This window comes from Streptomyces sp. NPDC020299, assembly GCF_044387825.1.
In the GTDB taxonomy this organism is placed as follows: domain Bacteria; phylum Actinomycetota; class Actinomycetes; order Streptomycetales; family Streptomycetaceae; genus Streptomyces.
The window spans coordinates 676,819-700,765 of sequence record NZ_JBIRWL010000003.1; the positions used below are offsets into that span (position 1 = coordinate 676,819).

The 23,947-nt window shown below is 71.5% G+C and carries 24 protein-coding genes; 17 read left to right on the forward strand and 7 right to left on the reverse strand.

Annotated elements, in window-relative coordinates; genetic code table 11:
- Positions 1-17: 17 nt before the first annotated feature.
- Both ACH45E_RS11070 and ACH45E_RS11075 read left to right on the forward strand, forming a co-directional pair.
- The gene (locus ACH45E_RS11070) at positions 18-1,145 is read left to right on the forward strand and encodes an alpha/beta hydrolase-fold protein (protein ID WP_361446045.1); all 1,128 of its coding nucleotides are present in this window, start codon (positions 18-20) and stop codon (positions 1,143-1,145) included.
- A gap of 78 nt (positions 1,146-1,223) precedes the next feature.
- Positions 1,224-2,357: a hypothetical protein gene (locus tag ACH45E_RS11075; protein WP_361446044.1), complete on the forward strand. Its 1,134-nt coding sequence runs from the start codon at positions 1,224-1,226 to the stop codon at positions 2,355-2,357.
- Positions 2,358-2,441: 84 nt separating this feature from the next.
- Here the strand turns inward: ACH45E_RS11075 and ACH45E_RS11080 are convergent, their stop codons facing one another.
- Both ACH45E_RS11080 and ACH45E_RS11085 read right to left on the reverse strand, forming a co-directional pair.
- Positions 2,442-3,779, reverse strand: a complete 1,338-nt coding sequence (locus tag ACH45E_RS11080; protein WP_361446043.1) for a PH domain-containing protein — start codon at positions 3,777-3,779, stop codon at positions 2,442-2,444.
- The gene (locus tag ACH45E_RS11085) at positions 3,776-4,279 is read right to left on the reverse strand and encodes a PH domain-containing protein (RefSeq protein ID WP_361446041.1); all 504 of its coding nucleotides are present in this window, start codon (positions 4,277-4,279) and stop codon (positions 3,776-3,778) included. Before ACH45E_RS11085 ends, ACH45E_RS11080 begins: the two co-directional genes overlap by 4 nt.
- Positions 4,280-4,319: 40 nt before the next feature.
- On the opposite strand from ACH45E_RS11085, the gene ACH45E_RS11090 reads away from it, so the two are divergent.
- Positions 4,320-5,489: an NADH-quinone oxidoreductase subunit D gene (locus ACH45E_RS11090; protein ID WP_361446417.1), complete on the forward strand. Its 1,170-nt coding sequence runs from the start codon at positions 4,320-4,322 to the stop codon at positions 5,487-5,489.
- On the opposite strand, the gene ACH45E_RS11095 is transcribed toward ACH45E_RS11090, so the two are convergent.
- Positions 5,454-6,518, reverse strand: a complete 1,065-nt coding sequence (locus ACH45E_RS11095; RefSeq protein ID WP_361446039.1) for an SAM-dependent methyltransferase — start codon at positions 6,516-6,518, stop codon at positions 5,454-5,456. The two genes, ACH45E_RS11090 and ACH45E_RS11095, sit on opposite strands and share 36 nt — an antisense overlap.
- A 118-nt stretch (positions 6,519-6,636) precedes the next feature.
- Here ACH45E_RS11095 and ACH45E_RS11100 point away from each other — a divergent pair, with 118 nt between their 5' ends.
- From ACH45E_RS11100 to ACH45E_RS11110, 3 genes are all read left to right on the forward strand, one after another.
- Positions 6,637-7,842 (forward strand): sensor histidine kinase, encoded by a 1,206-nt coding sequence (locus ACH45E_RS11100; protein WP_361446037.1) that lies wholly within the window; start codon positions 6,637-6,639, stop codon positions 7,840-7,842.
- Between the two features lie 124 nt (positions 7,843-7,966).
- Positions 7,967-8,638 carry a response regulator transcription factor gene (locus tag ACH45E_RS11105; protein WP_361446035.1) on the forward strand — a complete coding sequence of 224 codons (672 nt, stop codon included), beginning with the start codon at positions 7,967-7,969 and terminating at the stop codon, positions 8,636-8,638.
- A 3-nt stretch (positions 8,639-8,641) separates the two neighbouring features.
- Positions 8,642-9,274: an ATP-binding protein gene (locus tag ACH45E_RS11110; RefSeq protein ID WP_361446033.1), complete on the forward strand. Its 633-nt coding sequence runs from the start codon at positions 8,642-8,644 to the stop codon at positions 9,272-9,274.
- Between the two features lie 22 nt (positions 9,275-9,296).
- On the opposite strand, the gene ACH45E_RS11115 is transcribed toward ACH45E_RS11110, so the two are convergent.
- Positions 9,297-10,469, reverse strand: a complete 1,173-nt coding sequence (locus ACH45E_RS11115; RefSeq protein ID WP_361446031.1) for a beta-eliminating lyase-related protein — start codon at positions 10,467-10,469, stop codon at positions 9,297-9,299.
- A 187-nt stretch (positions 10,470-10,656) separates the two neighbouring features.
- Between ACH45E_RS11115 and ACH45E_RS11120 the strand changes: the two genes are divergently transcribed.
- The 10 genes from ACH45E_RS11120 (at position 10,657) to ACH45E_RS11165 (ending at position 18,977) form a co-directional block, all read left to right on the forward strand.
- Positions 10,657-11,649, forward strand: coding sequence for a DUF2520 domain-containing protein (locus ACH45E_RS11120; protein ID WP_361446029.1), 993 nt, complete (start codon positions 10,657-10,659; stop codon positions 11,647-11,649).
- Between the two features lie 70 nt (positions 11,650-11,719).
- Positions 11,720-12,721 (forward strand): pantoate--beta-alanine ligase, encoded by a 1,002-nt coding sequence (gene panC, locus ACH45E_RS11125; protein ID WP_361446027.1) that lies wholly within the window; start codon positions 11,720-11,722, stop codon positions 12,719-12,721.
- Positions 12,718-14,451 carry an L-aspartate oxidase gene (locus ACH45E_RS11130; RefSeq protein ID WP_361446025.1) on the forward strand — a complete coding sequence of 578 codons (1,734 nt, stop codon included), beginning with the start codon at positions 12,718-12,720 and terminating at the stop codon, positions 14,449-14,451. Before panC ends, ACH45E_RS11130 begins: the two co-directional genes overlap by 4 nt.
- Positions 14,452-14,456: 5 nt before the next feature.
- Positions 14,457-15,443: a carboxylating nicotinate-nucleotide diphosphorylase gene (gene nadC, locus ACH45E_RS11135; RefSeq protein ID WP_361446022.1), complete on the forward strand. Its 987-nt coding sequence runs from the start codon at positions 14,457-14,459 to the stop codon at positions 15,441-15,443.
- Positions 15,444-15,448: 5 nt separating this feature from the next.
- Entirely contained in the window at positions 15,449-16,246 is a 798-nt protein-coding gene (locus ACH45E_RS11140) for a type III pantothenate kinase (RefSeq protein WP_361446019.1), read from the forward strand.
- A 230-nt stretch (positions 16,247-16,476) separates the two neighbouring features.
- Entirely contained in the window at positions 16,477-17,079 is a 603-nt protein-coding gene (locus ACH45E_RS11145; RefSeq protein ID WP_361446016.1) for a hypothetical protein, read from the forward strand.
- A gap of 47 nt (positions 17,080-17,126) precedes the next feature.
- On the forward strand, positions 17,127-17,306 hold the full coding sequence (locus ACH45E_RS11150) for a hypothetical protein (RefSeq protein ID WP_361446013.1): 180 nt from the start codon (positions 17,127-17,129) through the stop codon (positions 17,304-17,306).
- 144 nt (positions 17,307-17,450) lie between these two features.
- Positions 17,451-17,891 carry a BlaI/MecI/CopY family transcriptional regulator gene (locus tag ACH45E_RS11155; RefSeq protein WP_399040440.1) on the forward strand — a complete coding sequence of 147 codons (441 nt, stop codon included), beginning with the start codon at positions 17,451-17,453 and terminating at the stop codon, positions 17,889-17,891.
- 9 nt (positions 17,892-17,900) lie between these two features.
- Positions 17,901-18,434 (forward strand): amino-acid N-acetyltransferase, encoded by a 534-nt coding sequence (locus tag ACH45E_RS11160; RefSeq protein WP_361446007.1) that lies wholly within the window; start codon positions 17,901-17,903, stop codon positions 18,432-18,434.
- Positions 18,435-18,641: 207 nt separating this feature from the next.
- Entirely contained in the window at positions 18,642-18,977 is a 336-nt protein-coding gene (locus ACH45E_RS11165; RefSeq protein ID WP_361446004.1) for an Lsr2 family protein, read from the forward strand.
- Here ACH45E_RS11165 and ACH45E_RS11170 read toward each other — a convergent pair.
- Entirely contained in the window at positions 18,956-19,564 is a 609-nt protein-coding gene (locus ACH45E_RS11170; RefSeq protein ID WP_399040442.1) for an SCO3374 family protein, read from the reverse strand. The two genes, ACH45E_RS11165 and ACH45E_RS11170, sit on opposite strands and share 22 nt — an antisense overlap.
- 431 nt (positions 19,565-19,995) lie before the next feature.
- Between ACH45E_RS11170 and ACH45E_RS11175 the strand changes: the two genes are divergently transcribed.
- Complete coding sequence (locus ACH45E_RS11175; RefSeq protein ID WP_361445998.1) at positions 19,996-22,521, forward strand: ATP-dependent Clp protease ATP-binding subunit; 2,526 nt, start codon at positions 19,996-19,998, stop codon at positions 22,519-22,521.
- Positions 22,522-22,603: 82 nt separating this feature from the next.
- Here ACH45E_RS11175 and ACH45E_RS11180 read toward each other — a convergent pair whose 3' ends face one another.
- Both ACH45E_RS11180 and ACH45E_RS11185 read right to left on the reverse strand, forming a co-directional pair.
- Complete coding sequence (locus ACH45E_RS11180) at positions 22,604-23,221, reverse strand: HAD family acid phosphatase (RefSeq protein ID WP_361445995.1); 618 nt, start codon at positions 23,219-23,221, stop codon at positions 22,604-22,606.
- A 120-nt stretch (positions 23,222-23,341) separates the two neighbouring features.
- Positions 23,342-23,494, reverse strand: coding sequence for a hypothetical protein (locus ACH45E_RS11185; RefSeq protein ID WP_361445992.1), 153 nt, complete (start codon positions 23,492-23,494; stop codon positions 23,342-23,344).
- Positions 23,495-23,947: the final 453 nt, after the last annotated feature.

Consider the following 23,947-nt stretch of genomic DNA (forward strand, 5'->3'; position numbering starts at 1 on the left):
GCAGGCAGGAACAGCTCATGGGACTCACGAGCAACAAAGTGCTGTTGATGGTGATCGTGCTCGCCGTGTTGCTGTTCGCCGGCACGGTGTGGCAGTGGCCGCGGCTGGCCCAGCGCGGCTGGCGGTCCGTCAGCGGGCGGGTCGGCCTGCTCCTCGCCACCCAGGTGGCGGTCTTCGCCGCCTTCGGCATCGCCGCCAACCAGGCCTTCGGCTTCTACGCCAGCTGGGCGGACCTGTTCGGCCGGGAGACCGCACAGGGCGTCGTCGTCGACTACGCGCCGGGCGGCGGCAGCGGCGGCCCGCTCCAGGTGCGCACCACGGCGCTGGTGCAGGGGGTGGACGGGAGAAAGCCGCAGACGGCCGGTCAGGTCCAGAAGGTGGACATCGTCGGCCGTACGACCCATGTCGCCACACCGGCGTACGTGTATCTGCCGCCGGAGTACTTCCAGCCGCAGTACCGCACGCGTACGTTCCCCGCGTCCGTCGTCCTCACCGGATATCCGGGCACCGCGCAGGCGCTGGTGGACAAACTGCGCTACCCGCGTACGGCGCAGGAGCTGGCGAAGAACGGGCGGATGCAGCCGATGATCCTGATCATGCTGCGGCCGACGGTGGCGCCGCCGCGCGACACGGAGTGCGTGGACATTCCGGGCGGGCCGCAGACGGAGACGTTCTTCGCCAAGGATCTGCCCGACGCCGTACTGGCCCACTACAGGGTGGGCAAGAAGCCCGGGAGCTGGGGAATCATCGGGGACTCGACGGGTGGTTACTGCGCACTGAAGCTCGCCATGCACCACCCGGGCGTGTACGCGGCCGGGGCGGGCCTGTCCCCCTACTACAAGGCGCCGACCGACCCCACGACCGGCGACCTCTTCCACGGCGACAAGAAGCTGCGGAATCGTTCCGATCTGCGGTGGTTCCTCAAGCATGAGGCCGCGCCCGACACCTCACTGCTCGTCACCAGCAGCAAGATCGGCGAATCCAACTACAAGGCCACGCTGAAATTCATAGATCAGGTGCGGGCCACGAACCTGACCCGGATCTCCTCGATCATCCTGGACAGCGGCGGCCACAACTTCAATACCTGGCGACGGGAGATCCCGGCGACACTCCAGTGGATGAGCGGCCGGCTCAGCGACCGCTGAAATGTGAAGACTTCGTTATGGCTGTGTTTTTGCGGGGCGGGGCGCCAAGGTTCGCCTACTCGCGGTAAGTTTCTGGCCATGCCACGTGGACGTCATCGCCATTCCCCACCTCTGCACAGGCTGTTGCCTCCGTCGGCGATCGCAGGCGTCTCCGTCGTCTGCGCGCTGGGCCCCTGGGTGTTCTCGGAGCAGACGATGCTCCGCACCCTGGCCGCGCTCGCCGCGGCGACGGCGGTCGTCGGTGCGGTCGTCATGCGCCGCTGGGACATCCATGCGGGCAAGGAGGTAGCCGACCTCACGCGCGCGCGGGCGGGTGACGAGTGGCGGTTCGAGGAGCGGGTCGCCGAACTGGAGACCGACCTCGAGGAGTCCCGCGAGGTGCGCGGGAAGCTGGAGAAGCGGCTGCGGGCCAAGCGGGCGGAGCTGGCGGGCCTGCGCAACGAGCACGCCGCGCTGCTGCGGCGGTACGCCACGGCGGAGACCGAGCGGGCCAGCGCGCTGGAGGGACGGCGGCTGCTGGAGATAGAGGCCGCGCCGTCGCCTTCGTCGTCGCTCGCGCTTCCGCCGGCGCGTGCGGCGGAGGAGGACGAGGTCGAGACCGCGGTCGCCGAGGATGTACCGGTGGCTTCCGCGGCTTCTGGAGTCTTCTCCCCAGAGGGTTCAAAGCTGTTCCTGCGGGCCAGGGTGGCGCTGGCCCGGTTCGGCACCGGTGACGAGACGGCGGAGGACGAAGTCGTCGCCAAAGGAGCCGGAAAAAGCGTCGAAGGTGGCGAAGTTGCCGCCAAAGGAGAGAGCGTCGGCGAGGACGTGACGGCATCCGCCTCGGAGGACGAGGCCACGGGGCAGCCCGAGGCGGTCGACGGGCACGAGCACGCGGCCGCCGCCACCAGCACCACGACGGGGCACTTCACGGTGCCGACCGCGGTGGCCGTCGTGCCGGCCGCGCCCGTGCGGCGCCCGTCGGTCGAGGGTGGCTTCGACTTCTTCGGTACGCAGAAGGAGGCGCCGTCCACCGCGCTGGACGCCGTGCAGAACGAGGACCTCGCCGATGTGGTCGGCCAGGAGGCCCTCGCCCTTCACAAGGCCGAGTCGGAGGCGCACTTCAAGCCCGCCGACGAGGGGGCCCGCTCTGTCGGTCAGGTCATCGACCTGACGGCCCATGACGAGACGGAACAGATCGACATACAGGGGCTGCGCAGCGCGGCCTCTTGAACCTTGCCGAGGGCGGTTGGGGTGCGTTCTTCGCCCCCGCCGCCCTTACCCATTCCCATCCCCAGGGGGCCGATTTGGTGCGGGCTAGCTCATCCAGCGTTCCGGCCCCGCGTCCCGGCGGCCCGTGCGGGAGCGGTCCGCCTGGGCGTGGAGCAGCGCGGCGGCCTCGTGCGCGTCGCGCAGGCGGGCCGTGACCGTCTTGCCGGCTCCGGTGTCCACATGGACGTCGGCGAGGCGCCACAGGCGTGCCCAGGGCCCCTGGGTGAGCCGGACGCTCTGGACCTTGGCGTGCGGGACCAGACAGAGGCGGCGGCGCAGCAGCCCGTGCCGGGCGGCGAACACGGTGTCCGTGACCGCGATGCCGTGGCCCCGCCACCACACCGGCAGGCACCACCCGGCCCGGCGGGGCGGCCGTACCGGCGCGGAGGGCACCGTCACCCCGGGCAGCACCCGCGCGACGACGGACTCGGCGACCGCGCGCGGAGCGACCGGCACCAGCACGGAGTTGGACGACCCCGCCACGTCCAGCTCCACCCGCACCCACCCTCGCCGCCGCCACAGCAGCGGCTCGACGATCCGTACGGTCTGCACCCGCCCCGGCGGCACCGTCTCGTGCGTGCGGTCCAGCAGCCCGTGGTCGATCCGCAGCCCGTCCGGGGACTCGGCCACCGTCCAGTCGTACTCCCCGACGAACCGCCCCACGGTGTGCGCGCCCGCCGCGCCGAGGAACGGCAGCCCCGTGGCGAGCACCGTCCACACGCTGTGGGTGGCCAGCCACAGCACGGGCGGGACGACGAGGGCGGCGCCCAGCGAGCCCCACGTGGCGGCCGTCAGCACCAACGAGACCGCGAGCCCGAGCGGGGGCACGCGCATCAGCTCCCGGGCCGGCGCCTCACCCACCTCGCGCGCCGCCTCCGGTGCGAAACCGGCCGCGCGCGCGAGCAGTTCGGCACGCAGCGCCCGGGCCTCCCCCTCGCCGAGGAAGGCGAGTTCGTCCTTCTTGTCGGCCCCTACGACATCGATCCGCAGCTTGGCGACACCGGCCACGCGCGCGAGCAGCGGCTGGGTGATGTCGACGGCCTGGATCCGCTCCAGCCGGATGTGGGCGGTGCGCCGGAACAGCAGGCCCGTGCGGATGCGCAGCTCGGTGTCGGTCACCGCGAAGTGCGTGAACCACCAGGACAGGAAGCCGTAGAGGGAGGCCGCCGGGAGCAGCACGGCGAGCCCGGCCAGGAGCATGGTCGTGGTCAGCCTCGTCAGCTGCTCCTGCGCCTGGTTCGGGTCGTGCGCGGCCCACCCGGCGAGCACGGCGACCGGCGCCCACGCCCGCCGGAACGGCGTCACGGGGTGCAGCCGCCGCTCGGCCAGGGGCGGGGCCGGCGGAACCTGTCGTATGCCGTCGGCGGCTTCCGGTGCCGTCACAGCCCCGCCGATCGGGCCTCGCCCAGCTCGGTGAGCCGGTCGCGCAGCCGTTCCGCCTCGGCGGGGTCGAGGCCGGGGATGGCCGCGTCGGTCGCGGCGGCCGCCGTGTGCAGCTGCACGCTCGCCAGCCCGAAGTGCCGTTCCACCGGCCCGGAGGTCACCTCGACCAGCTGCATCCGCCCGTACGGTACGACGGTCTCCTCGCGCCACAGCACACCGCGGCTGATCAGCAGGTCGTCGGCGCGCTCGGCGTACCGCCAGGACCGCCAGTTGCGGCCGAGCAGCACCCAGCCCCACGCCGTCAGGGCCAGCGGCAGCAGCGCGAACGCGGCCCACCCCGGCCCGGCGAGCAGCCCGAGCAGCAGCCCCACGGCGAGCGCCACCACGCCCAGCCACAGCACCAGCAGCAGCCGCCGCATCCGCAGCAGCCCCGGGGGCAGCCCCCGCCACACCGGCTCGGCCGCCGTCGCCGCGCCGGATTCTCCGCTCCCCGTCTCCATACGGTCAGCCTACGTAGGGGAGACTGTGTCCATGACGTCCATGACCCCAGCGACCCCCGCGACCCCCGCGACGGAGACCACGGTCGGGATCGGCGGCGCCGCGGAGAGCACCGACATGGTGCTGAACATCGGCCCCCAGCACCCGTCCACGCACGGCGTGCTGCGGCTGAAGCTGGTGCTGGACGGCGAGCGCATCGTGCACGCGGAACCGGTGATCGGCTACATGCACCGCGGCGCGGAGAAGCTCTTCGAGGCCCGCGACTACCGCCAGATCATCATGCTCGCCAACCGTCACGACTGGCTGTCGGCCTTCTCCAACGAACTGGGCGTGGTCCTCGCCGTCGAGCGGATGCTCGGCATGGAGGTCCCCGCGCGCGCGGTGTGGACGCGGACACTGCTGGCCGAGCTGAACCGGGTGCTGAACCACCTGATGTTCCTGGGCTCCTATCCGCTGGAGCTGGGCGGCATCACCCCGGTCTTCTACGCGTTCCGCGAGCGCGAGGTGCTCCAGAACGTCATGGAGGAGGTCTCCGGCGGGCGCATGCACTACATGTTCAACCGCGTCGGCGGCCTGAAGGAGGACCTGCCGGCCGGCTGGGCCGCACGCGCGCGTGCCGCCGTCGCCGCCGTCCGCTCGCGCATGGACGTCTTCGACGACCTGGTGCTCGGCAACGAGATCTTCCGGGGGCGCACCCGGGACGTGGGGACGCTCTCGCCGGAGGCCGTGCACGGCTACGGGGTGAGCGGGCCCATCGCGCGCGCCTCGGGCGTCGACTTCGACCTGCGCCGCGACGAGCCGTACCTGGCGTACGGGGAGCTCCAGGACGTCCTGGAGGTCGTCACCCGGCAGGAAGGCGACTGCCTGGCCCGCTTCGAGTGCCTCCTGGCGCAGACCCACAACGCGCTGCACCTGGCCGACGCCTGCCTGGACCGGCTCGCCCAGCTGCCGCCCGGCCCGGTCAACCAGCGGCTGCCGAAGGTCCTGAAGGCGCCCGAGGGCCACACGTACGCGTGGACCGAGAACCCGCTCGGCATCAACGGCTACTACCTGGTCAGCAAGGGTGAGAAGACCCCGTACCGGCTGAAGCTGCGCTCGGCCTCGTACAACAACATCCAGGTGCTGACCGAGCTGCTGCCGGGGACGCTGGTGGCGGACATGGTGGCGATCCTGGGCTCAATGTTCTTCGTGGTCGGGGACATCGACAAATAGGTCCGGTACGTCCGCGAACAGGTCGAGCACGTCCGTGACCCCGATCGGCTGGAGCAGCCACCCGAAGTCCCCGAGGCCGCCCGGTGCCGTCAGCTCGGCTGCCTCACCGGCGCTCGCGAGGGCGCTTACGTAGCCCGCCGGGTCGGTGGACGCCAGCGCGAGCGGGGGGCGTGCGCCCGTGAGGCCCAGGGCACGCAGGGCGTCGCGCTGGACGAGAAGGCGCGCGCCGGGGAGTGCACGCGCCGTGGGGCGCGCCGCGCACGCGTCCAGGGCCACATGCGCGGTGATGTCGCACGACCCGTCCGGCACGGGCGCTGTCTCGCGCCCCTCCCGGAAACCGGTGAGCGTCCCGAACGGCGGACGCGTGGCCGCCGTGTGCGCGTAGTCCACGGCGACCGCCAGCCCCCGCTCGACCCGCTCGACGGCCAACGCCCACGCGGCGTCCCTGGGCAGCCCGATCTCCGCCCGCAGCCCCTCCTCGGGCGGCAGCGGCCACCACCGCGCCAGCCACTCGGCCTGGGCCCCCGACACCGGCTCCCCGAGCCGCTCGCGCCCGTCCTCGCGCACCAGCACCCGCCGGGGCACGCCCGCCGGGTCAACCTCCGCGACGTCCACGGGTACGTTGTCCAGCCACTCGTTGGCGAACAGCAGCCCGCGGATCCCCCGGGGCGGTTCGCTCAGCCAGGCGATCCGCTCGTCGAGCCCCGCCGGACGGTCGGCCAGCTCGACGGCGTACCCGCGCGCGCGGGAGGCCACCTCGCCCGGCAGCGCGGCCAGGACGCCCGCGCCCAGCTCGCCCCGACCGGCTCCCAGGTCGACGAAGTCCAGCGTCCCCGGCCGCCCCAGCGCCTCGTCCACCCGGCACAGCAGCCGCGCCACCGCCCGCGCGAACAGCGGCGAAGCGTGGACGGAGGTCCGGAAGTGCCCGGCCGGCCCCTCGGGCCGCCGGTAGAAGCCGCCGGGCCCGTACAGGGCCGTCTCGGTGGCCGCCCGCCAGCCCCGCCACTCACCGGAGTTCTCATCCCTCACCGGGACAGACTAGGCGCACGGGCGATCACGTCCTCCACCTTGCGGAGTATGCCGGTCGGGAACGGATCGGCCCTCCGGTTGACCCCTGCACACTTCACGCTTCCCTACTCTGGGTTACGTGCAGCGCCTCTATGACTTCCTCCGCAGGCATCCGACGTGGGTCGACACCTTCTGGGCCGTCGCCCTGTTCGGGCTCTCGTGCGTGAGCGTGACCAACGTCAACGGGGCGCCGGACCACCACATGTCCCTCGCCGCCGGGCTGGCCGTCTCCGCCGTCCTGTGCGTGGTCGTCGCGCTGCGCCGCCGCTTCCCGGAGCCGATGCTGCTGCTGGCCGCCGCGACGGGCCTCGCCCAGCTGATCCTGGACGTCGAGACGACCGTCGCCGACTTCGCCATGCTGGTGATCACCTACACGGTCGCCACGGCCGGTGCCCGCTGGGCCTCCCGGTTCGCCCTGGCCATCAGCCTGTGCGCGGCGACCCTGGCGCAGATCCGCTGGCCGGTCGACGAGTCCACCGGCCTGGCCCGCATCGCGGTCGTGGTGTTCCAGACGGTGCCGTTCGCCCTCGCCTGGGTGCTCGGCGACTCCATGCGCACCCGCCGCGCCTACTTCGCGCAGCTGGAGGAGCGCAACGCACGCCTGGAGAAGGAGCGCGAGGCGCAGGCGAAGGTCGCGGTCGCCGCCGAACGCGCCCGCATCGCGCGCGAGTTGCACGACGTGGTCGCGCACAACGTGTCGGTGATGGTGGTGCAGGCCGACGGCGCCGCCTACGTCCTCGACTCCGCGCCCGACCAGGCGAAGAAGGCCCTGGAGACGATCTCCTCCACCGGCCGCCAGGCCCTCGCCGAGATGCGCCGCCTGCTGGGCGTGCTGCGCACCGGCGAGCACCAGGAGAGCGGCGAGTACGTCCCGCAGCCCGACGTCGAGCAGATCGACGACCTGGTCGAGCAGTGCCGCACCTCCGGCCTGCCCGTCGACTTCAAGGTGGAGGGCACCCCGCGCCCGCTGCCCAGCGGCGTCGAGCTCACCGCGTACCGGATCGTGCAGGAGGCGCTGACCAACACCCGCAAGCACGGCGGGCCCAACGCGGGCGCCAGCGTGCGGCTGGTCTACTTCGACGACGGGCTCGGCCTGCTCGTCGAGGACGACGGCAAGGGCGCCCCGCACGAGCTGTACGAGGAGGGCGGCGCCGACGGCCAGGGGCACGGCCTGATCGGCATGCGGGAGCGGGTCGGTATGGTCGGCGGCACCCTGGACGCGGGCCCGCGCCCCGGTGGAGGCTTCCGTATCAGCGTCCTGCTGCCCCTCAAAGCGGCGCACTGACGCCGACGCACGCCCCGCGTTGACACCTGTCACGCCCGCGCACGACCCACCCGCCCCACGACCCCTGCTGACGAACGACTCCCGCTGAAGAACGATTCCCGCTGAAGAACGGAAGAGGCCCCCGATGACGATCCGCGTGATGCTCGTCGACGACCAGGTGCTGCTGCGCACCGGGTTCCGGATGGTGCTCGCCGCCCAGCCGGACATGGAGGTCGTCGCGGAGGCGGGCGACGGCGTCGAGGCCCTCCAGGTGCTGCGCTCCACCGCGGTCGACGTGATCCTGATGGACGTACGCATGCCGAAGCTGGACGGCGTGGAGACCACCCGCCGTATCTGTCTGGAGCCCGACCCGCCGAAGGTGCTGATCCTGACCACCTTCGACCTCGACGAGTACGCGTTCTCCGGGCTCAAGGCGGGTGCCTCCGGCTTCATGCTCAAGGACGTGCCGCCCGGCGACCTGCTGACCGCCATCCGCTCCGTGCACAGCGGCGACGCCGTCGTGGCGCCGTCCACCACCCGCCGGCTGCTGGACCGCTTCGCGCCCATGCTGCCCTCCGCCGGCAAGGAGCCGCAGCACAGGGAGCTGGAGCGGCTCACCGACCGCGAGCGCGAGGTCATGGTGCTGGTCGCCCAGGGCCTGTCGAACGGCGAGATCGCCGCCCGGCTGGTGCTGTCCGAGGCGACCGTGAAGACCCATGTGGGCCGCATCCTGACCAAACTGGGCCTCCGGGACCGGGTGCAGGTGGTGGTCCTGGCCTACGAGACGGGACTCGTACGGGCGGGCGGGCACGGCTGACCCATGCTGCTGTGGATCAACGGCCCCTTCGGGGGCGGCAAGACGCAGACGGCGCACGAGATACGGCGCCGCCTGCCCGGCAGCGTCATCTGCGACCCCGAGCACGCCGGATTCGGCCTGCACCGCATGCTTCCGCCCGGCCTGCGCGGCAACTTCCAGGACCTGGCCGCCTGGCGGCAGGGCGTCGTCGAGGTGCTCGACCTCGCCCTCACCGGGCACGACGGCGTGATCATCGCCCCGATGACGGTCACCGACTCCGGCCACTTCGCCGAGACCGTCGGCCGCCTGCGCGAACTCGGCCATGACGTACGGCACTTCACGTTGCTCGCCGAACGCGGGACCGTGCTGAAGCGGCTGCGGGAAGGCGGTTTCGGGCATCTCCTTCAGTTCGCCGGCGGGAAGAACTCCGGGCTGGGCAGGGAGACCTGGGCGGTGAGCCAGCTCGACCACTGCCTGGAGCGGCTGCGCGAACCGGAGTTCGCCGAGCACCTGTGGACGGACCACGTCACCGTCCCCGGGACGGCGGACCGCATCGCCGCCCTGGCCGGCCTCACCCTGCGCCCCAACCACGAGGGCGCGCTGCGGACCCGGATGAGGCAGGTGGGCGTGGGGCTGCGGCACATCCGGTTCGACTGAGACCGCCGCCCCACGCCTGCGGTCACGTTCCTTCCGGCAGCCGGGCCACGAAGTCCGCGACCGCCGCCTTCACATCGGCCGGCGTCCACTCCAGGCCGGCGGCGCGGACGGTGATCTCGGTGAAGCCCAGCCCCGGGCCGCCGCGCATCCAGCCGACGGGGAACAGCAGCGTCCCCGTCTCCTCGGCCTGCCGCACCGCCGCCTCCGCCGCCACGTCGGGGTCGTACGGCAGCCACACCTGGAACTGGTGCGTGTGCGGCTCCTCCGGATGGACACGCACCCAGGGCAGTCCTGCCTCCGCGAACCCCTCGCGCAGCGCCGCGGCCACCACGCGCGCGTGGCGCACGTACTCCGGCAGCCGGGGCAGCTCCCGCTCCAGCCCGACAAGCGCCGACAGCGCCGTGGGGAACTGCTGGAACACCATGCCGCCGTACCGGTGCCGCCAGGTCCTCGCCTCCTCCACCAGCGTCCTCGGGCCGGCCAGCGCGGCGCCGCCGAAGCCGTCGAGGGACTTGTAGAACGACACGTAGACGCTGTCGGCGAGCCCGGCGATCTCCTCCAGGGAGCGGCCGAAGTGGACGGTGGTCTCCCAAAGGCGCGCGCCGTCGAAGTGCACCACCGCGTCGCGCTCCCGGGCCGCCGCGACGACCTCGGTGAGCTCCTCCCAGGTCGGCAGCACGAAGCCGGCGTCCCTGAGGGGCAGCTCCAGCATCAGCGCCCCGAAGGGCTCCTCGAAGTCGCGTATCTCCGCGGCCGTGGGGAGTCGGGGTTCGCCGGTCACCTGGACCGGACGCAACCCGCTGACCTCGCTGAACGCGTTCCGCTCGTGCACCGCGGGATGCGCCTGCGCGTGCAGGGCGACGATCGGGTTGCCGGTGCGCCCCGCCCAGCAGCGCAGGGCCACCTGCTGGGCCATCGTGCCGGTCGGGAAGAACACGGCGGCCTCGGTGCCCAGGAGTGCGGCGACCCGCTTCTCCAGGGCGGCCACGACCCCGTCGCCGTACATGTCCGGCCACTCGTCCAGGTCGTACACCTCGGGCGCCGCCTCCCGCAGCCGCGCCAGACGCTCCCCCAGCGTGGTCCGGAAACCCCCGCGCTCCAGCACCCGGGGGGATTTCCGGAACACGACGGCGCGCCGCTCCCGCAACCGCTCCTGCGCCGACTTCTGCTCGCCCTGCTCCGCCGTATCGCTCATGCCCCGGATCATGCCGCGCGCCGCCCCGGCCGGGCACCGGATTTACCGTCCCCGATCTACCGTTCCCGAGCCGTGTGCGGAAACCCACAGCCTGTGGACAACCGACCGCCTCTCGACCCGATAGCGTTAACATGACGAGAAATCGTCCGGTACCCAGAGCGGACTGGAACGGGAAGGCCGTCGTCGCGTGACCACAGTCCACCAGCAAGACTCCAAGGACCGCCCCGCGCGGCTCACCGTCGGCGTCATCGGCGCCGGCCGCGTGGGTCCCGCGCTCGCCGCGTCCCTCCAACTCGCGGGGCACCGCCCGGTGGCGGTCTCCGCCGTCTCCGACGCCTCCCGGCGGCGGGCCGCGCTCCTGCTGCCGGACGTGCCCGTCGTGCCGCCCGCCGAGGTCCTCCAGCGCGCCGACCTGGTCCTGCTGACCGTGCCGGACGACACGCTGCCGGGCCTCGTCACCGGCCTCGCCGAGACCGGGGCCGTACGCCCGGGACAGCTCCTCGTGCACACCTCCGGGCGGTACGGCGCCAAGGTGCTCGAACCCGCCCTGCGCGCGGGCGCGCTGCCGCTGGCCCTGCACCCCGCGATGACCTTCACCGGCACCCCCGTCGACGTCCAGCGGCTCGCAGGCTGCTCCTTCGGCGTCACCGCGCCCGAGGAACTGCGGCTGGCCGCCGAGGCCCTCGTGATCGAGATGGGCGGCGAGCCCGAGTGGATCGCCGAGGAGAACCGCGCGCTCTACCACACCGCCCTCGCCCTGGGCGCGAACCACCTGGTCACCCTGGTCGCCCAGTCCATGGAGCTGCTGCGCACGGCCGGTGTCGAGGCCCCCGACCGGATGCTCGGCCCGCTGCTGGGCGCCGCCCTGGACAACGCCCTGCGCTCCGGCGACGCGGCGCTGACCGGGCCCGTCGCGCGCGGGGACGCGGGCACCGTCGCCGCGCACGTCGCCGAGCTGCGGGCGCACGCCCCGCAGGCCGTCGCCGGCTATCTGGCGATGGCCCGCGCCACCGCCGACCGCGCGCTCGCCCACGGACTGCTGAAGCCCGAGCTCGCTCAGGACCTCCTCGGGGTACTCGCCGACGGGGCGGCCGGCGCCACGGGATCCGACGGCACCGGGGGATCCGGCGGATCCGACGGCACCGAGGGGTCCGGCGGAGCCGAGGGAGACGGCCGATGACCGGGACCGGGTCCAAGACCGCGACGGAGGGCCGCCCGGCGACGTGCGCGCCCGGGAACGGAGACCTGCGATGACCGCCGCCCTGCTCAGCACCGCCGACGAGCTGCACGCGCGCGTGCGCGAGGGCCGCCGCGCCGTCGTGATGACCATGGGCGCCCTGCACGAGGGCCACGCCACACTGATCCGCACCGCGCGCGAGCTCGCCGGGCCGGACGGCGAGGTCGTCGTCACCGTCTTCGTCAACCCGCTGCAGTTCGGCGCCGGTGAGGACCTCGACCGCTACCCGCGCACCCTCGACGCCGACCTCAAGCTCGCCGAGCAGTCCGGCGCGGACGCCGTGTTCGCTCCCGCCGTGGACGAGGTCTACCCGGGCGGCGAACCCCAGGTGCGGGTCTCCGCGGGCCCGATGGGCGAACGCCTGGAGGGCGGCTCCCGGCCCGGGCACTTCGACGGCATGCTGACCGTCGTCGCCAAGCTGCTGCACCTCACCCGCCCCGACGTGGCCCTGTTCGGGCAGAAGGACGCCCAGCAGCTGGCCCTGATCCGGCGCATGGTGCGCGACCTGAACTTCGGCGTGGAGATCGTCGGCGTACCGACCGTGCGGGAGGAGGACGGCCTGGCCCTGTCCAGCCGCAACCGCTACCTCTCGCCCCGGGAGCGGCGCACGGCCCTCTCCCTGTCCCTGGCCCTGTTCGCGGGCCGCGACCGGCACGTCGCCCAGGAGGCGCTGCTCGCGCGGGCCCGCGAGGTGCCCGCCACGCGTGCGCGTGCCGAGGCGCTCAGCGCCATAGGGGAGTCCCGCGCGGCGGCCGACGCGCACGCCGTCGCCAAGGCGGCCCCGGGCGGCCCGGCGGCCGTCCGCGCGGCGGCCCGCCAGATCCTCGACGAGGCCGCCCGGCTCGACCCGCCGCTCGCACTGGACTACCTCGCCCTGGTCGACCCGTCCGACTTCACCGAGATCGGCGACGACTTCACCGGTGAAGCCGTCCTCGCCGTCGCCGCCCGGGTCGGCACGACCCGGCTGATCGACAACCTCACCCTCACCTTCGGAACCCTCGGAGCCGCCTCGTGACCAGCACAGGCACCAGCACAGGCATACGACTGCACGCCCCCGCCCCCGGGTGGTCCATCTCCGCGGACGTCATCGTCGTCGGCTCCGGAGTGGCCGGCCTCACCGCGGCCCTGCGCTGCGAGGCGGCGGGACTGACCACGGTCGTCGTCACCAAGGCCCGCCTCGACGACGGCTCCACCCGCTGGGCCCAGGGCGGCATCGCCGCGGCCCTCGGCGAGGGCGACACCCCCGAACAGCACCTCGACGACACCCTGGTGGCGGGCGCGGGCCTGTGCGACGAGGAGGCCGTCCGGATCCTCGTCACCGAGGGACCCGGCGCCGTACGGCGGCTGATCTCCACCGGCGCGCACTTCGACACCGACGACGAGGGCGACATCCACCTCACCCGCGAGGGCGGCCACCACCGGCGCCGGATCGCGCACGCGGGCGGCGACGCCACCGGCGCGGAGGTCTCCCGGGCGCTCGTGGAAGCCGTGCACGCGCGCGGGGTGCGCACGATCGAGAACGCGCTCGTACTGGACCTGCTGACCGACGCCGAGGGCCGTACGGCCGGTGTCACCCTGCACGTCATGGGTGAGGGCCAGCACGACGGCGTGGGCGCCGTGCACGCCCCCGCGGTGGTCCTCGCGACCGGTGGCATGGGCCAGGTGTTCTCCGCGACCACCAACCCGTCGGTGTCCACCGGCGACGGCGTGGCGCTGGCGCTGCGCGCGGGCGCGGAGGTCTCCGACCTGGAGTTCGTGCAGTTCCACCCGACCGTGCTGTTCCTCGGCCCGGACGCGGAGGGTCAGCAGCCGCTCGTCTCCGAGGCGGTGCGCGGCGAGGGCGCCCACCTGGTCGACGGCGACGGCGTGCGCTTCATGGCCGGGCAGCACGAGCTGGCCGAGCTGGCGCCCCGGGACATCGTCGCCAAGGGCATCCTGCGGCGGATGCTGGAGCAGGGCGCCGAGCACATGTACCTCGACGCCCGGCACTTCGGGGCCGACATGTGGGAGCACCGCTTCCCGACGATCCTGGCCGCCTGCCGCGCGAACGGCATCGACCCGGTCACCGAGCCCATCCCGATCGCCCCGGCCGCCCACTACGCCTCCGGGGGCGTACGCACCGACTCCCACGGCCGGACCACCGTCCCGGGCCTGTACGCGTGCGGCGAGGTCGCCTGCACCGGCGTGCACGGCGCCAACCGGCTCGCCTCCAACTCCCTCCTTGAGGGCCTGGTCTACGCCGAGCGCATCGCCGCCGACATCGCGGCCGGCCACGCGGTCGAGGGCCTTCACGCGCGCGTGCCCGAGCCCGTACCGGACCCCGAGAGGCCGGCGCACCCCCTGCTCGCCCCCGAGTCCCGCTTCGCGATCCAGCGGATCATGACCGAGGGCGCGGGTGTGCTGCGCTCGGAGGAGTCCCTCGCCAGGGCCGCCGACCAGCTCCAGCGGCTGCACTCCGAGGCCCGCGACGCCCTCGACGAGAACGGCAAGACCGCCGAGCCCGGCGTCGACACCTGGGAGTCCACCAACCTCCTGTGCGTGGCCCGCGTCCTGGTCGCCGCCGCGCGGCTGCGCGAGGAGACCCGCGGCTGCCACTGGCGCGAGGACCGGGCCGACCGCGACGACGCCAACTGGCGCCGCCACATCGTCGTACGGCTGAATCCCGACCGGTCGCTGGCCGTGCACACCACCGACACCGCAGACTTCCCCCCTACCCGGCAGCATCAGCGTCCCCAGGAGCAGTGAGTCACGTGAGCACCCCCGACCTTCCCCTCGCCCCGTCCGGCGGCTGCGGCGACGGCTGCGCCTGCGGCGCGGGCGGTGACGAGGGATACGACGAGTACATGGAGTGCGGGCTCGACCCCGCGCTCGCACAGCTCCTGGCCGACGCCGGACTCGACCCGGTCGAGGTCGAGGACATCGCCAACGTGGCCATCCAGGAGGACCTCGCCCACGGTGTGGACGTGACGACGGTCGCGACCATCCCCGAGGACGCGGTGGCCACCGCCGACTTCACCGCCCGTGAGGCCGGTGTGGTGGCGGGCCTCAGAGTCGCCGAGGCCGTCGTCTCCGTCGTCTGCACGGACGAGTTCGAGGTCGAGCGGCACGTCGAGGACGGCGACCCGGTGGCGGCCGGGCAGAAGCTGCTGTCGGTCACCACGCGCACCCGTGACCTGCTGACCGCCGAGCGCAGCGCGCTGAACATCCTGTGCCGCCTGTCGGGCATCGCGACCGCCACGCGCGCGTGGGCGGACGTGCTGGAGGGCACCAAGGCGAAGGTGCGGGACACCCGCAAGACCACGCCGGGGCTCAGGGCGCTGGAGAAGTTCGCGGTGCGCTGCGGCGGGGGCGTCAACCACCGTATGTCGCTCTCCGACGCGGCCCTGGTCAAGGACAACCACGTCGTGGCCGCGGGCGGGGTCGCGCAGGCCTTCAAGGCCGTACGCGAGGCCTTCCCCGAGGTGGCGATCGAGGTCGAGGTCGACACCCTGCACCAGCTGCGCGAGGTCGTGGACGCGGGCGCCGACCTGATCCTGCTGGACAACTTCACGCCGATGGAGTGCGAGGAGGCCGTGGCGCTCGTCGACGGGCGGGCGCTGCTGGAGGCCTCGGGCCGGCTGGCCCTGGACAACGCGCGCGCGTACGCGGAGACCGGCGTCGACTTCCTGGCCGTCGGGGCCCTGACCCACTCCTCGCCGATCCTGGACATCGGCCTGGACCTGCGCGAGGCGGAGTAACGGCCATGCTCCTCACGATCGACGTGGGCAACACGCACACGGTGCTCGGCCTGTTCGACGGCGAGGACATCGTCGAGCACTGGCGGATCTCCACGGACGCGCGCCGGACGGCGGACGAGCTGGCGGTGCTGCTCCAGGGCCTGATGGGCATGCACCCGCTGCTCGGCGACGAACTGGGCGACGGGATCGACGGGATCGCGATCTGCGCGACCGTGCCGTCCGTGCTGCACGAACTGCGTGAGGTGACGCGGCGGTACTACGGGGACGTGCCCGCGGTGCTGGTGGAGCCCGGCGTGAAGACCGGCGTGCCGATCCTCACCGACAACCCCAAGGAGGTCGGCGCGGACCGGATCATCAACGCGGTCGCCGCCGTCGAGCTGTACGGCGGGCCGGCGATCGTCGTGGACTTCGGTACGGCCACGACCTTCGACGCGGTGTCCGCGCGCGGGGAGTACGTCGGCGGGGTCATCGCCCCCGGCATCGAGATCTCGGTCGAGGCGCTCGGCGTCAAGGGCGCACAGCTCCGCAAGATCGAGGTGGCCCGGCCGCGCAGCGTCATCGGCAAGAACACGGTCGAGGCGATGCAGGCCGGGATCGTGTACGGGTTCGCCGGGCAGGTCGACGGCGTGGTGAGCCGGATGGCACGGGAGCTGGCCGACGATCCGGACGAGGTGACCGTGATCGCGACGGGCGGCTTGGCGCCGATGGTTCTGGGCGAGTCCTCCGTCATCGACGAGCATGAGCCGTGGCTGACGCTGGTGGGGCTGCGGTTGGTGTACGAACGGAACGTGTCCCGCATGTGAGGGCGAGCGGGCGCGGATCCCGAGCCTCGCCCCCGCCGGGGCTGTGCGGGGCTTGGGTCCCTGCGCCCGGAAGGGGGCGCCGTCCTGTGGGCGCGCTTCGGACCGAACGGCAGGCCGGCTGGGCCGGGAGTGGCTGGGGTGATCGGGGAAGCGGCTCCGGACGGGTGGAGCACTCGCGCCACACCAGCCTCTTATGTCGAGTTTGTCTGATTAGCGCGTATCGTCGGCGCATGCCCACGCCATACGGAACCCGCGGCGGCATGGCGTTCGGTGTGGAGGAGCTGCGTGTGCTCCGCCGCGCTCTCGCCCTTGCCCTTCATCCCGGCCCGGCTTCGGCCGAGGACGTGCAGGAGTGTTTCCGGCTCGCCGAGTCGCTCGACGAGGCGATGCGCGAGGGGGCAAGGCTGCGCGCCTTCGTGGTGGCCGATCTGGCCAGGTTCCGGGCCGCGCTGCCCGGCACGGCCGCCGGTTATCTGGCGCTCCTGGACGAGGCGCTGCGCGCGGGGCACCGGCCGACGGCCGACGATCTGGCCGCGCTGGGGGCCCTGCGCGGGAATCCGGCCGCGGCGGCGCTGCTGGAGAGGTGCGCCGTGACCGTACCGGCCTGCCGTACGCCGCTGTCGGCCCTTCCGAAGGGCCGGTCCGCGAAATCGGGGGAGCCGGGAGAACCGGGGGAATCGGGCGAGGACGGCGCTGACGAGCCCGCTGAGAAGCCCGCCGAGCCCGTCACACCCCGGCCGGCGCGGCCCATTCCGACCCCTGGAGAGGTCTTCCCGCGCCGCAAGCCGGCCCCGCCGTCCGAGGAGCCCTCCCGGCAGCTCGCCGCCGTCTGAGCGCACCCCTGCCGGGTCGGGCGAATGCACGTGGCTACCCTGGACGCATGGACTACGTCTCCGCGCTCGTACCCCCGGTCGTCATGGCCATCTTCTTCATCGGTGTGGTCAGGGTGATCGTGAAGACCCAGGGCGGCGCCGCCAAGGCCAAGGAGGACGCGGCCGTCGACGCCGCGCTCGCGCGCACGGACGGCGCCCGCCAGGCCCCCGCCGGCACCGACGCCTGAGAAAGACACGCGCGGCTGGTCGCGACGTACGCCCCTTTTGTTCGCGTTCACGCGGAAAGCGTACGTCCGGCACGCCATTGCCGGGATCTCCCACTATTGTTCTGAGGTGTGCCCCGGCCATTGGGAGAACTCGAAGACGCGGTCATGACGCGGGTGTGGAAGTGGAACCGCCCGGTGACCGTTCGAGAAGTCCTGGAAGACCTTCAGCGAGAACGGTCGATCGCGTACACCACGGTCATGACCGTTTTGGACAATCTCCATCAGAAGGGCTGGGTGCGCCGCGAGGCGGAAGGCCGGGCCTATCGATATGAGGCCGTCTCCACCCGGGCCGCCTACGCCGCCGCACTGATGAACGACGCCTGGTCGCAGAGCGACAACCCCGCCGCCGCTCTCGTCGCGTTCTTCGGGATGATGAGCGAGGAACAGCGCCAGGCCCTCAGGGACGCCGTACGCATCGTCCAGGGCCCCACGGATAGCGCCCCGGCGGATACCAGGGCCGATACCAGCCCCGATACCGCCCCCCAAACCAGCCCCGATACCGGCGACGAGAACCCCGGCTCGGTGCGGGAGCCCGGCGGGCGATAGCGTCCGCTCATGTCAGCAGAGCGTCCCGAAGTCACCGCAAAAGCCATCACCGTCCGGCGGGCGAGGACCAGCGATGTCCCGGCCGTGCGCCGCCTCCTCGACGTGTACGTCCGTGACCGCATCCTGCTCGACAAAGCGACCGTGACGCTTTACGAGGACATCCAGGAGTTCTGGGTCGCCGAACGTGACGACAACGCCGAGGTCGTCGGCTGCGGCGCTCTGCACGTGATGTGGGAAGACCTCGCGGAAGTGCGCACTCTCGCCGTGAAGCCCGGACTGAAGGGCGCCGGCGTCGGCCACCAGTTGTTGGGGAAGTTGGTCGAGACCGCCCGCTGGCTCGGCGTTCGCCGCGTTTTCTGTCTGACCTTCGAAGTCGACTTCTTCGGGAAGCACGGCTTCGTGGAGATCGGCGAGACACCCGTCGACACCGATGTCTACGCGGAGCTGTTGCGTTCCTATGACGAGGGCGTCGCGGAGTTCCTCGGTCTCGAACGAGTGAAACCGAACACCTTGGGCAACAGCCGGATGCTTCTGCATCTGTGATCATCGGGCAATGCCCGCGCGCCCTATGTCCGAAACGCGCATGTTTCCGGTCTTGAGCGGTCCCTGAGTCTCTCCCAGGGGTTTGTGTTTTTCCGGCAAAAGCGGTTTGCTTTCCGACGTACTGCAGTACTGCATATAACAGGGGGTCGGCGAAACGGCGGGCGCCGCACACCCCCGGCCCTAACGTTATCGATGAAAGGAAATCCGGTGGCACAGAAGGTTCAGGTCCTTCTTGTCGACGACCTCGACGGTGGCGAGGCGGACGAGACCGTCACGTTCGCGCTGGACGGCAAGACATACGAGATCGATCTCACGACCGCCAATGCGGACAACCTGCGCGGACTTCTCGAGCCCTATGTGAAGGGCGGTCGTCGTACCGGAGGCCGTTCCGCGGGTGGGCGTGGAAAGGCCCGTGCCGCTTCCGGCGGCAGCCAGGACACCGCGCAGATCCGCGCCTGGGCGAAGGAGAACGGTTACGAGGTCAATGACCGCGGCCGTGTTCCCGCGACCATCCGCGAGGCCTACGAGAAGGCCAACGGCTGAGCGCACACGCGCCGCAGCCGGACCCGGTGACAATGCGTTGCCACCGTGTCCACCAGTCGTACGAGATCGGGGGCGCCCGCGCCGCCCCCCAGGGCCGACAGCGTCGGCAACGAGGCCTCGACCTCGCGCCCCGGCTCGGGGGGCCGCAGCCACACGGCGGCCCCCTGTAGGACAGCCTGATCGCAAGGCGTCGGCACTGGCGCCGGCGCGTCCATGCGCCCCTCCGCGCCCAGCGCCACCAGATCCAGCGCCGGCACGCCCCACTCCAGCCAGTCCAGCAGCCCCGGTAGCTCCTCGGCGCTGCCCGCGGCCACCAGCAGCCGCATCCGGTCGCCCTGCACGGCCACCGGAGAGCCCGGCCCCAGGCGCCTGAGCGCGGCCACGCCCGCCTCGGCCGGCACGTCCAGGACGTCGAAGCGCAGGCCGGTGACGAGCCGTACCGGCGATCCCGGCGATCCCGGCACCGTGGCCCATCCCAGATCGTTCTCGTACCAGTGCCGGACTCCGGCGTTCGCGACTCCGGCGTTCGAGTCGAGCGGTCGACGAGGGAGGGGGACCATGGGGACCACGGGGGCAGTGCCAACCATGACAAGAGAAACCGCCGAAACAGGCTCCGGGTTACGCTGGGTTTACAACCGATTGCGTCTGGTGTCCGAAAAGGGGCACTCGGGGGGCGCGTAGGGGCGCAAGGTTGTTCGCCCATAGCGGAGCGAACCGGTGCGCGCGGCATGGACTGTCAGCGCGTACGGGTAAGACATCCCTAGTGGGAGGGGGCGACGCGCAGGACGGGCTTGTCTCACGTTCGCCATCGGCGTACTGGCGAGAGGGGTAAGTGCCTGGCCTGCGGGAACATCGTCTCGCACCATCGGGTTGGAGCAGATGTCGGCGTCACGGGTCAGGAGGCCATCGACGGTGTCGGCAGTTGGAATGAGCGGTCCCCGCTTGCGGGACTAAGCTGCGGAAGGACAGGGAGGGGAAGTTCCCCCCACTGCCTGACCGCTCTGAGGAGCGATTAACGATGTTCGAGAGGTTCACCGACCGCGCGCGGCGGGTTGTCGTCCTGGCTCAGGAAGAAGCCCGGATGCTCAACCACAACTACATCGGCACCGAGCACATCCTCCTGGGCCTGATCCATGAGGGTGAGGGTGTCGCCGCCAAGGCCCTTGAGAGCCTCGGGATTTCGCTCGAGGCGGTCCGCCAGCAGGTGGAGGAGATCATCGGCCAGGGCCAGCAGGCCCCGTCCGGGCACATCCCCTTCACCCCCCGTGCCAAGAAGGTCCTGGAGCTGTCGCTCCGCGAGGCCCTTCAGCTCGGCCACAACTACATCGGCACGGAGCACATCCTGCTCGGCCTGATCCGTGAGGGCGAGGGCGTCGCCGCCCAGGTCCTGGTCAAGCTGGGCGCCGATCTCAACCGGGTGCGGCAGCAGGTCATCCAGCTGCTCTCCGGCTACCAGGGCAAGGAGACCGCCACCGCCGGCGGCCCTGCCGAGGGCACCCCCTCGACGTCCCTGGTCCTCGACCAGTTCGGCCGGAACCTCACCCAGGCCGCTCGTGAGTCCAAGCTCGACCCGGTCATCGGGCGCGAGAAGGAGATCGAGCGGGTCATGCAGGTGCTGTCCCGCCGTACCAAGAACAACCCGGTCCTGATCGGTGAGCCCGGCGTCGGCAAGACCGCCGTCGTCGAGGGCCTCGCCCAGGCCATCGTCAAGGGCGAGGTGCCCGAGACCCTCAAGGACAAGCATCTCTACACCCTGGACCTCGGCGCGCTGGTCGCCGGCTCCCGCTACCGCGGTGACTTCGAGGAGCGCCTGAAGAAGGTGCTCAAGGAGATCCGCACCCGCGGCGACATCATCCTGTTCATCGACGAGCTGCACACGCTGGTCGGTGCGGGTGCCGCCGAGGGCGCCATCGACGCCGCTTCGATCCTGAAGCCGATGCTGGCCCGAGGTGAGCTCCAGACGATCGGCGCCACGACGCTGGACGAGTACCGCAAGCACCTGGAGAAGGACGCCGCCCTCGAGCGCCGCTTCCAGCCCATCCAGGTCGCCGAGCCCTCGCTCCCGCACACCATCGAGATCCTCAAGGGTCTGCGCGACCGTTACGAGGCGCACCACCGCGTCTCCATCACGGACGAGGCGCTGGTCCAGGCCGCCACCCTGGCCGACCGCTACATCTCGGACCGCTTCCTGCCGGACAAGGCGATCGACCTGATCGACGAGGCCGGTTCCCGGATGCGCATCCGCCGGATGACCGCTCCGCCGGACCTGCGCGAGTTCGACGAGAAGATCGCCGGCGTCCGCCGGGACAAGGAGTCCGCGATCGACTCGCAGGACTTCGAGAAGGCCGCCTCCCTGCGCGACAAGGAGAAGCAGCTCCTGGCCGCCAAGGCCAAGCGGGAGAAGGAGTGGAAGGCCGGCGACATGGACGTCGTCGCCGAGGTCGACGGCGAGCTGATCGCCGAGGTCCTCGCCACGGCCACCGGCATCCCGGTCTTCAAGCTGACCGAGGAGGAGTCCAGCCGCCTGCTCCGCATGGAGGACGAGCTCCACAAGCGGGTCATCGGCCAGGTCGACGCCGTCAAGGCGCTGTCGAAGGCGATCCGTCGTACGCGTGCCGGTCTGAAGGACCCGAAGCGTCCCGGTGGCTCGTTCATCTTCGCCGGCCCGTCCGGTGTCGGTAAGACCGAGCTGTCCAAGGCGCTCGCCGAGTTCCTCTTCGGCGACGAGGACGCGCTGATCTCCCTCGACATGTCGGAGTTCAGCGAGAAGCACACGGTGTCGCGGCTCTTCGGTTCGCCCCCCGGCTACGTGGGCTACGAAGAGGGCGGCCAGCTGACCGAGAAGGTCCGCCGGAAGCCGTTCTCGGTGGTCCTCTTCGACGAGGTCGAAAAGGCTCACCCGGACATCTTCAACAGCCTTCTGCAGATCCTGGAGGACGGTCGCCTGACCGACTCCCAGGGCCGGGTCGTGGACTTCAAGAACACGGTCATCATCATGACGACCAACCTCGGCACCCGGGACATCTCCAAGGGCTTCAACCTGGGCTTCGCGGCCTCGGGCGACTCGAAGACCAACTACGAGCGCATGAAGAACAAGGTCTCGGACGAGCTCAAGCAGCACTTCCGCCCCGAGTTCCTCAACCGCGTCGACGACGTGGTCGTCTTCCCGCAGCTCACGCAGGAGGACATCCTGCGGATCGTCGACCTGATGATCGGCAAGGTGGACGAGCGCCTGAAGGACCGGGACATGGGCATCGAGCTCTCCCAGTCCGCCAAGGAGCTGCTGTCCAAGAAGGGCTACGACCCCGTGCTGGGCGCCCGGCCGCTGCGCCGCACGATCCAGCGCGAGATCGAGGACAGCCTCTCCGAGAAGATCCTCTTCGGCGAGCTGCGCCCCGGTCACATCGTGGTCGTGGACACCGAGGGCGAGGGCGAGAACACGACCTTCACCTTCCGCGGCGAGGAGAAGTCCGCCCTCCCCGACGTCCCGCCGATCGAGCAGGCCGCGGGCGGGGCCGGCCCCAACCTGAGCAAGGACGCGTAAGCGCTGCGCTCGGCTTCAACCCGAAGGGGGCTGCCCCGGGACATTCCGTCCCGGGGCAGCCCCCTTTTTGTTACGCCTTACCTCAGGACAACTGCCCGTCGTAGTCCGGCAGTTTGTACGTCTTCTCCGCGTGGCCGCCCGACAGGTCGGTGGCGCTGTTGCCGATGTTCGCGATGATCGTGTAGCCGTCGTTCTCGATGTCGACGCGCTGGGCGGTCTTGTAGGCGGCGACGTCCTTGAACAGGTCGAGCAGACCGCGTACGCGCAGACCGGAGACCTCGTAACCGTCGTGCTCGAGGTTCCACTCGGTGGGCGCGGCGATGATGCCCGGGCGGGCCGTGACGAAGAACAGGGAGACGCCGTGCTCCTGGGCGTACTCGGCGACGTTCAGCACGGGCTTGTTGGCCGGCTGCGGGTAGCTGAAGCCGAAGTCGGTCTCCAGCGTGGTGTTGTCGACGTCGAAGACGATCGCCTGCTTCTCGCCCGGCTTGGCGGCCGCGATCCGCTGCTCCAGGTATGGCAGGGCCTGGTCCATGACCGCCTGGCAGTCTTTCTGCCAGGTCGCGTAGTCCACCTTGGCGGCGGTGGTGCTCGTGCTGTCGGTCGTCGCGGCGTCGGCCGGGGCGGCCATGGCGACGAAGGCGGCCGCGGATACTGCGGTCGCGGATACGCGCAGCGCCCAGGGGCGTCGTCTGCTCATCGGTGGGGGGTTCCTCTCACTCCATACGCTGCCGATGTCGTGGGCATGATCGTGCGTGAGGGTGGCGCGAGGGGAACCGTAAGGTTACTGAGGGGTAGTCGTACAGAGATGTGCGTCACACTACGGAAGTTGACCGACGTGGTCGATCGCCTGCTGGACCACCTGGGCCAAGTCCTCTTCCGTCGGCACGAGTTCGCGGTCGGCGGGTGAGAGTGTCGAGTAGTTGGTCACGGCGAGCGGGTTGTTGCTCGCGTCGAGGGCGAGTTGGAGCATGGCGTGAGCGTCGCGCAGGGTGATCTTCGTGCGCGGGGCGAATGGGATCAGGTCATCCGAACATGCGAGTTTGCGGTGAGGGTTCGTATGAGGGCGGCCAGGGCGGTGGGGGTGGTCGTGAGGATCGTCTCGGGGTGGTCGCTCTCGCGGAGGTGGATGGGGCCGGCGGGGGTGGGGTGGCGAGGTTCAGGCAGTTGGCTCCGCCGGCTTCCCTGAACGAGGACTTCTATCAGGGCCGAGCGGGGCAAAGGCGTGTGGTTCCGGCTCGACAGCGGCCGGGTGTCGTCCCGTTGGTCCGTGTCTGGTGCGTAGCGCGGGTCACATTCGGGGGGGTCGTGGGTCTTGGGAGTCGGTGACATGCCGCACAGGCGATATGTCCGTTACTAGTGGAGATAGTGGGACTTGGGGGTGGGGTGGAGGCGGTCTGCCGACGCGCTTCTCGCCTGTCAAGGC

What these genes read in the sequence shown, in the direction of transcription:
- panC (WP_361446027.1), top strand. Translation starts at nt 11,720, where the DNA reads ATGACCGCCGCCCTGCTCAGCACCGCCGACGAGCTGCACGCGCGCGTG.
- ACH45E_RS11170 (WP_399040442.1), bottom strand. Translation starts at nt 19,564, where the DNA reads ATGGTTGGCACTGCCCCCGTGGTCCCCATGGTCCCCCTCCCTCGTCGA.
- ACH45E_RS11180 (WP_361445995.1), bottom strand. Translation starts at nt 23,221, where the DNA reads ATGAGCAGACGACGCCCCTGGGCGCTGCGCGTATCCGCGACCGCAGTA.
- ACH45E_RS11140 (WP_361446019.1), top strand. Translation starts at nt 15,449, where the DNA reads ATGCTCCTCACGATCGACGTGGGCAACACGCACACGGTGCTCGGCCTG.
- ACH45E_RS11110 (WP_361446033.1), top strand. Translation starts at nt 8,642, where the DNA reads ATGCTGCTGTGGATCAACGGCCCCTTCGGGGGCGGCAAGACGCAGACG.
- ACH45E_RS11105 (WP_361446035.1), top strand. Translation starts at nt 7,967, where the DNA reads ATGACGATCCGCGTGATGCTCGTCGACGACCAGGTGCTGCTGCGCACC.
- ACH45E_RS11070 (WP_361446045.1), top strand. Translation starts at nt 18, where the DNA reads ATGGGACTCACGAGCAACAAAGTGCTGTTGATGGTGATCGTGCTCGCC.
- ACH45E_RS11085 (WP_361446041.1), bottom strand. Translation starts at nt 4,279, where the DNA reads ATGGAGACGGGGAGCGGAGAATCCGGCGCGGCGACGGCGGCCGAGCCG.
- ACH45E_RS11150 (WP_361446013.1), top strand. Translation starts at nt 17,127, where the DNA reads ATGGACTACGTCTCCGCGCTCGTACCCCCGGTCGTCATGGCCATCTTC.
- ACH45E_RS11145 (WP_361446016.1), top strand. Translation starts at nt 16,477, where the DNA reads ATGCCCACGCCATACGGAACCCGCGGCGGCATGGCGTTCGGTGTGGAG.
- ACH45E_RS11090 (WP_361446417.1), top strand. Translation starts at nt 4,320, where the DNA reads ATGACCCCAGCGACCCCCGCGACCCCCGCGACGGAGACCACGGTCGGG.
- ACH45E_RS11075 (WP_361446044.1), top strand. Translation starts at nt 1,224, where the DNA reads ATGCCACGTGGACGTCATCGCCATTCCCCACCTCTGCACAGGCTGTTG.
- ACH45E_RS11115 (WP_361446031.1), bottom strand. Translation starts at nt 10,469, where the DNA reads ATGAGCGATACGGCGGAGCAGGGCGAGCAGAAGTCGGCGCAGGAGCGG.
- ACH45E_RS11155 (WP_399040440.1), top strand. Translation starts at nt 17,451, where the DNA reads ATGACGCGGGTGTGGAAGTGGAACCGCCCGGTGACCGTTCGAGAAGTC.
- ACH45E_RS11160 (WP_361446007.1), top strand. Translation starts at nt 17,901, where the DNA reads ATGTCAGCAGAGCGTCCCGAAGTCACCGCAAAAGCCATCACCGTCCGG.
- ACH45E_RS11175 (WP_361445998.1), top strand. Translation starts at nt 19,996, where the DNA reads ATGTTCGAGAGGTTCACCGACCGCGCGCGGCGGGTTGTCGTCCTGGCT.
- ACH45E_RS11185 (WP_361445992.1), bottom strand. Translation starts at nt 23,494, where the DNA reads ATGCTCCAACTCGCCCTCGACGCGAGCAACAACCCGCTCGCCGTGACC.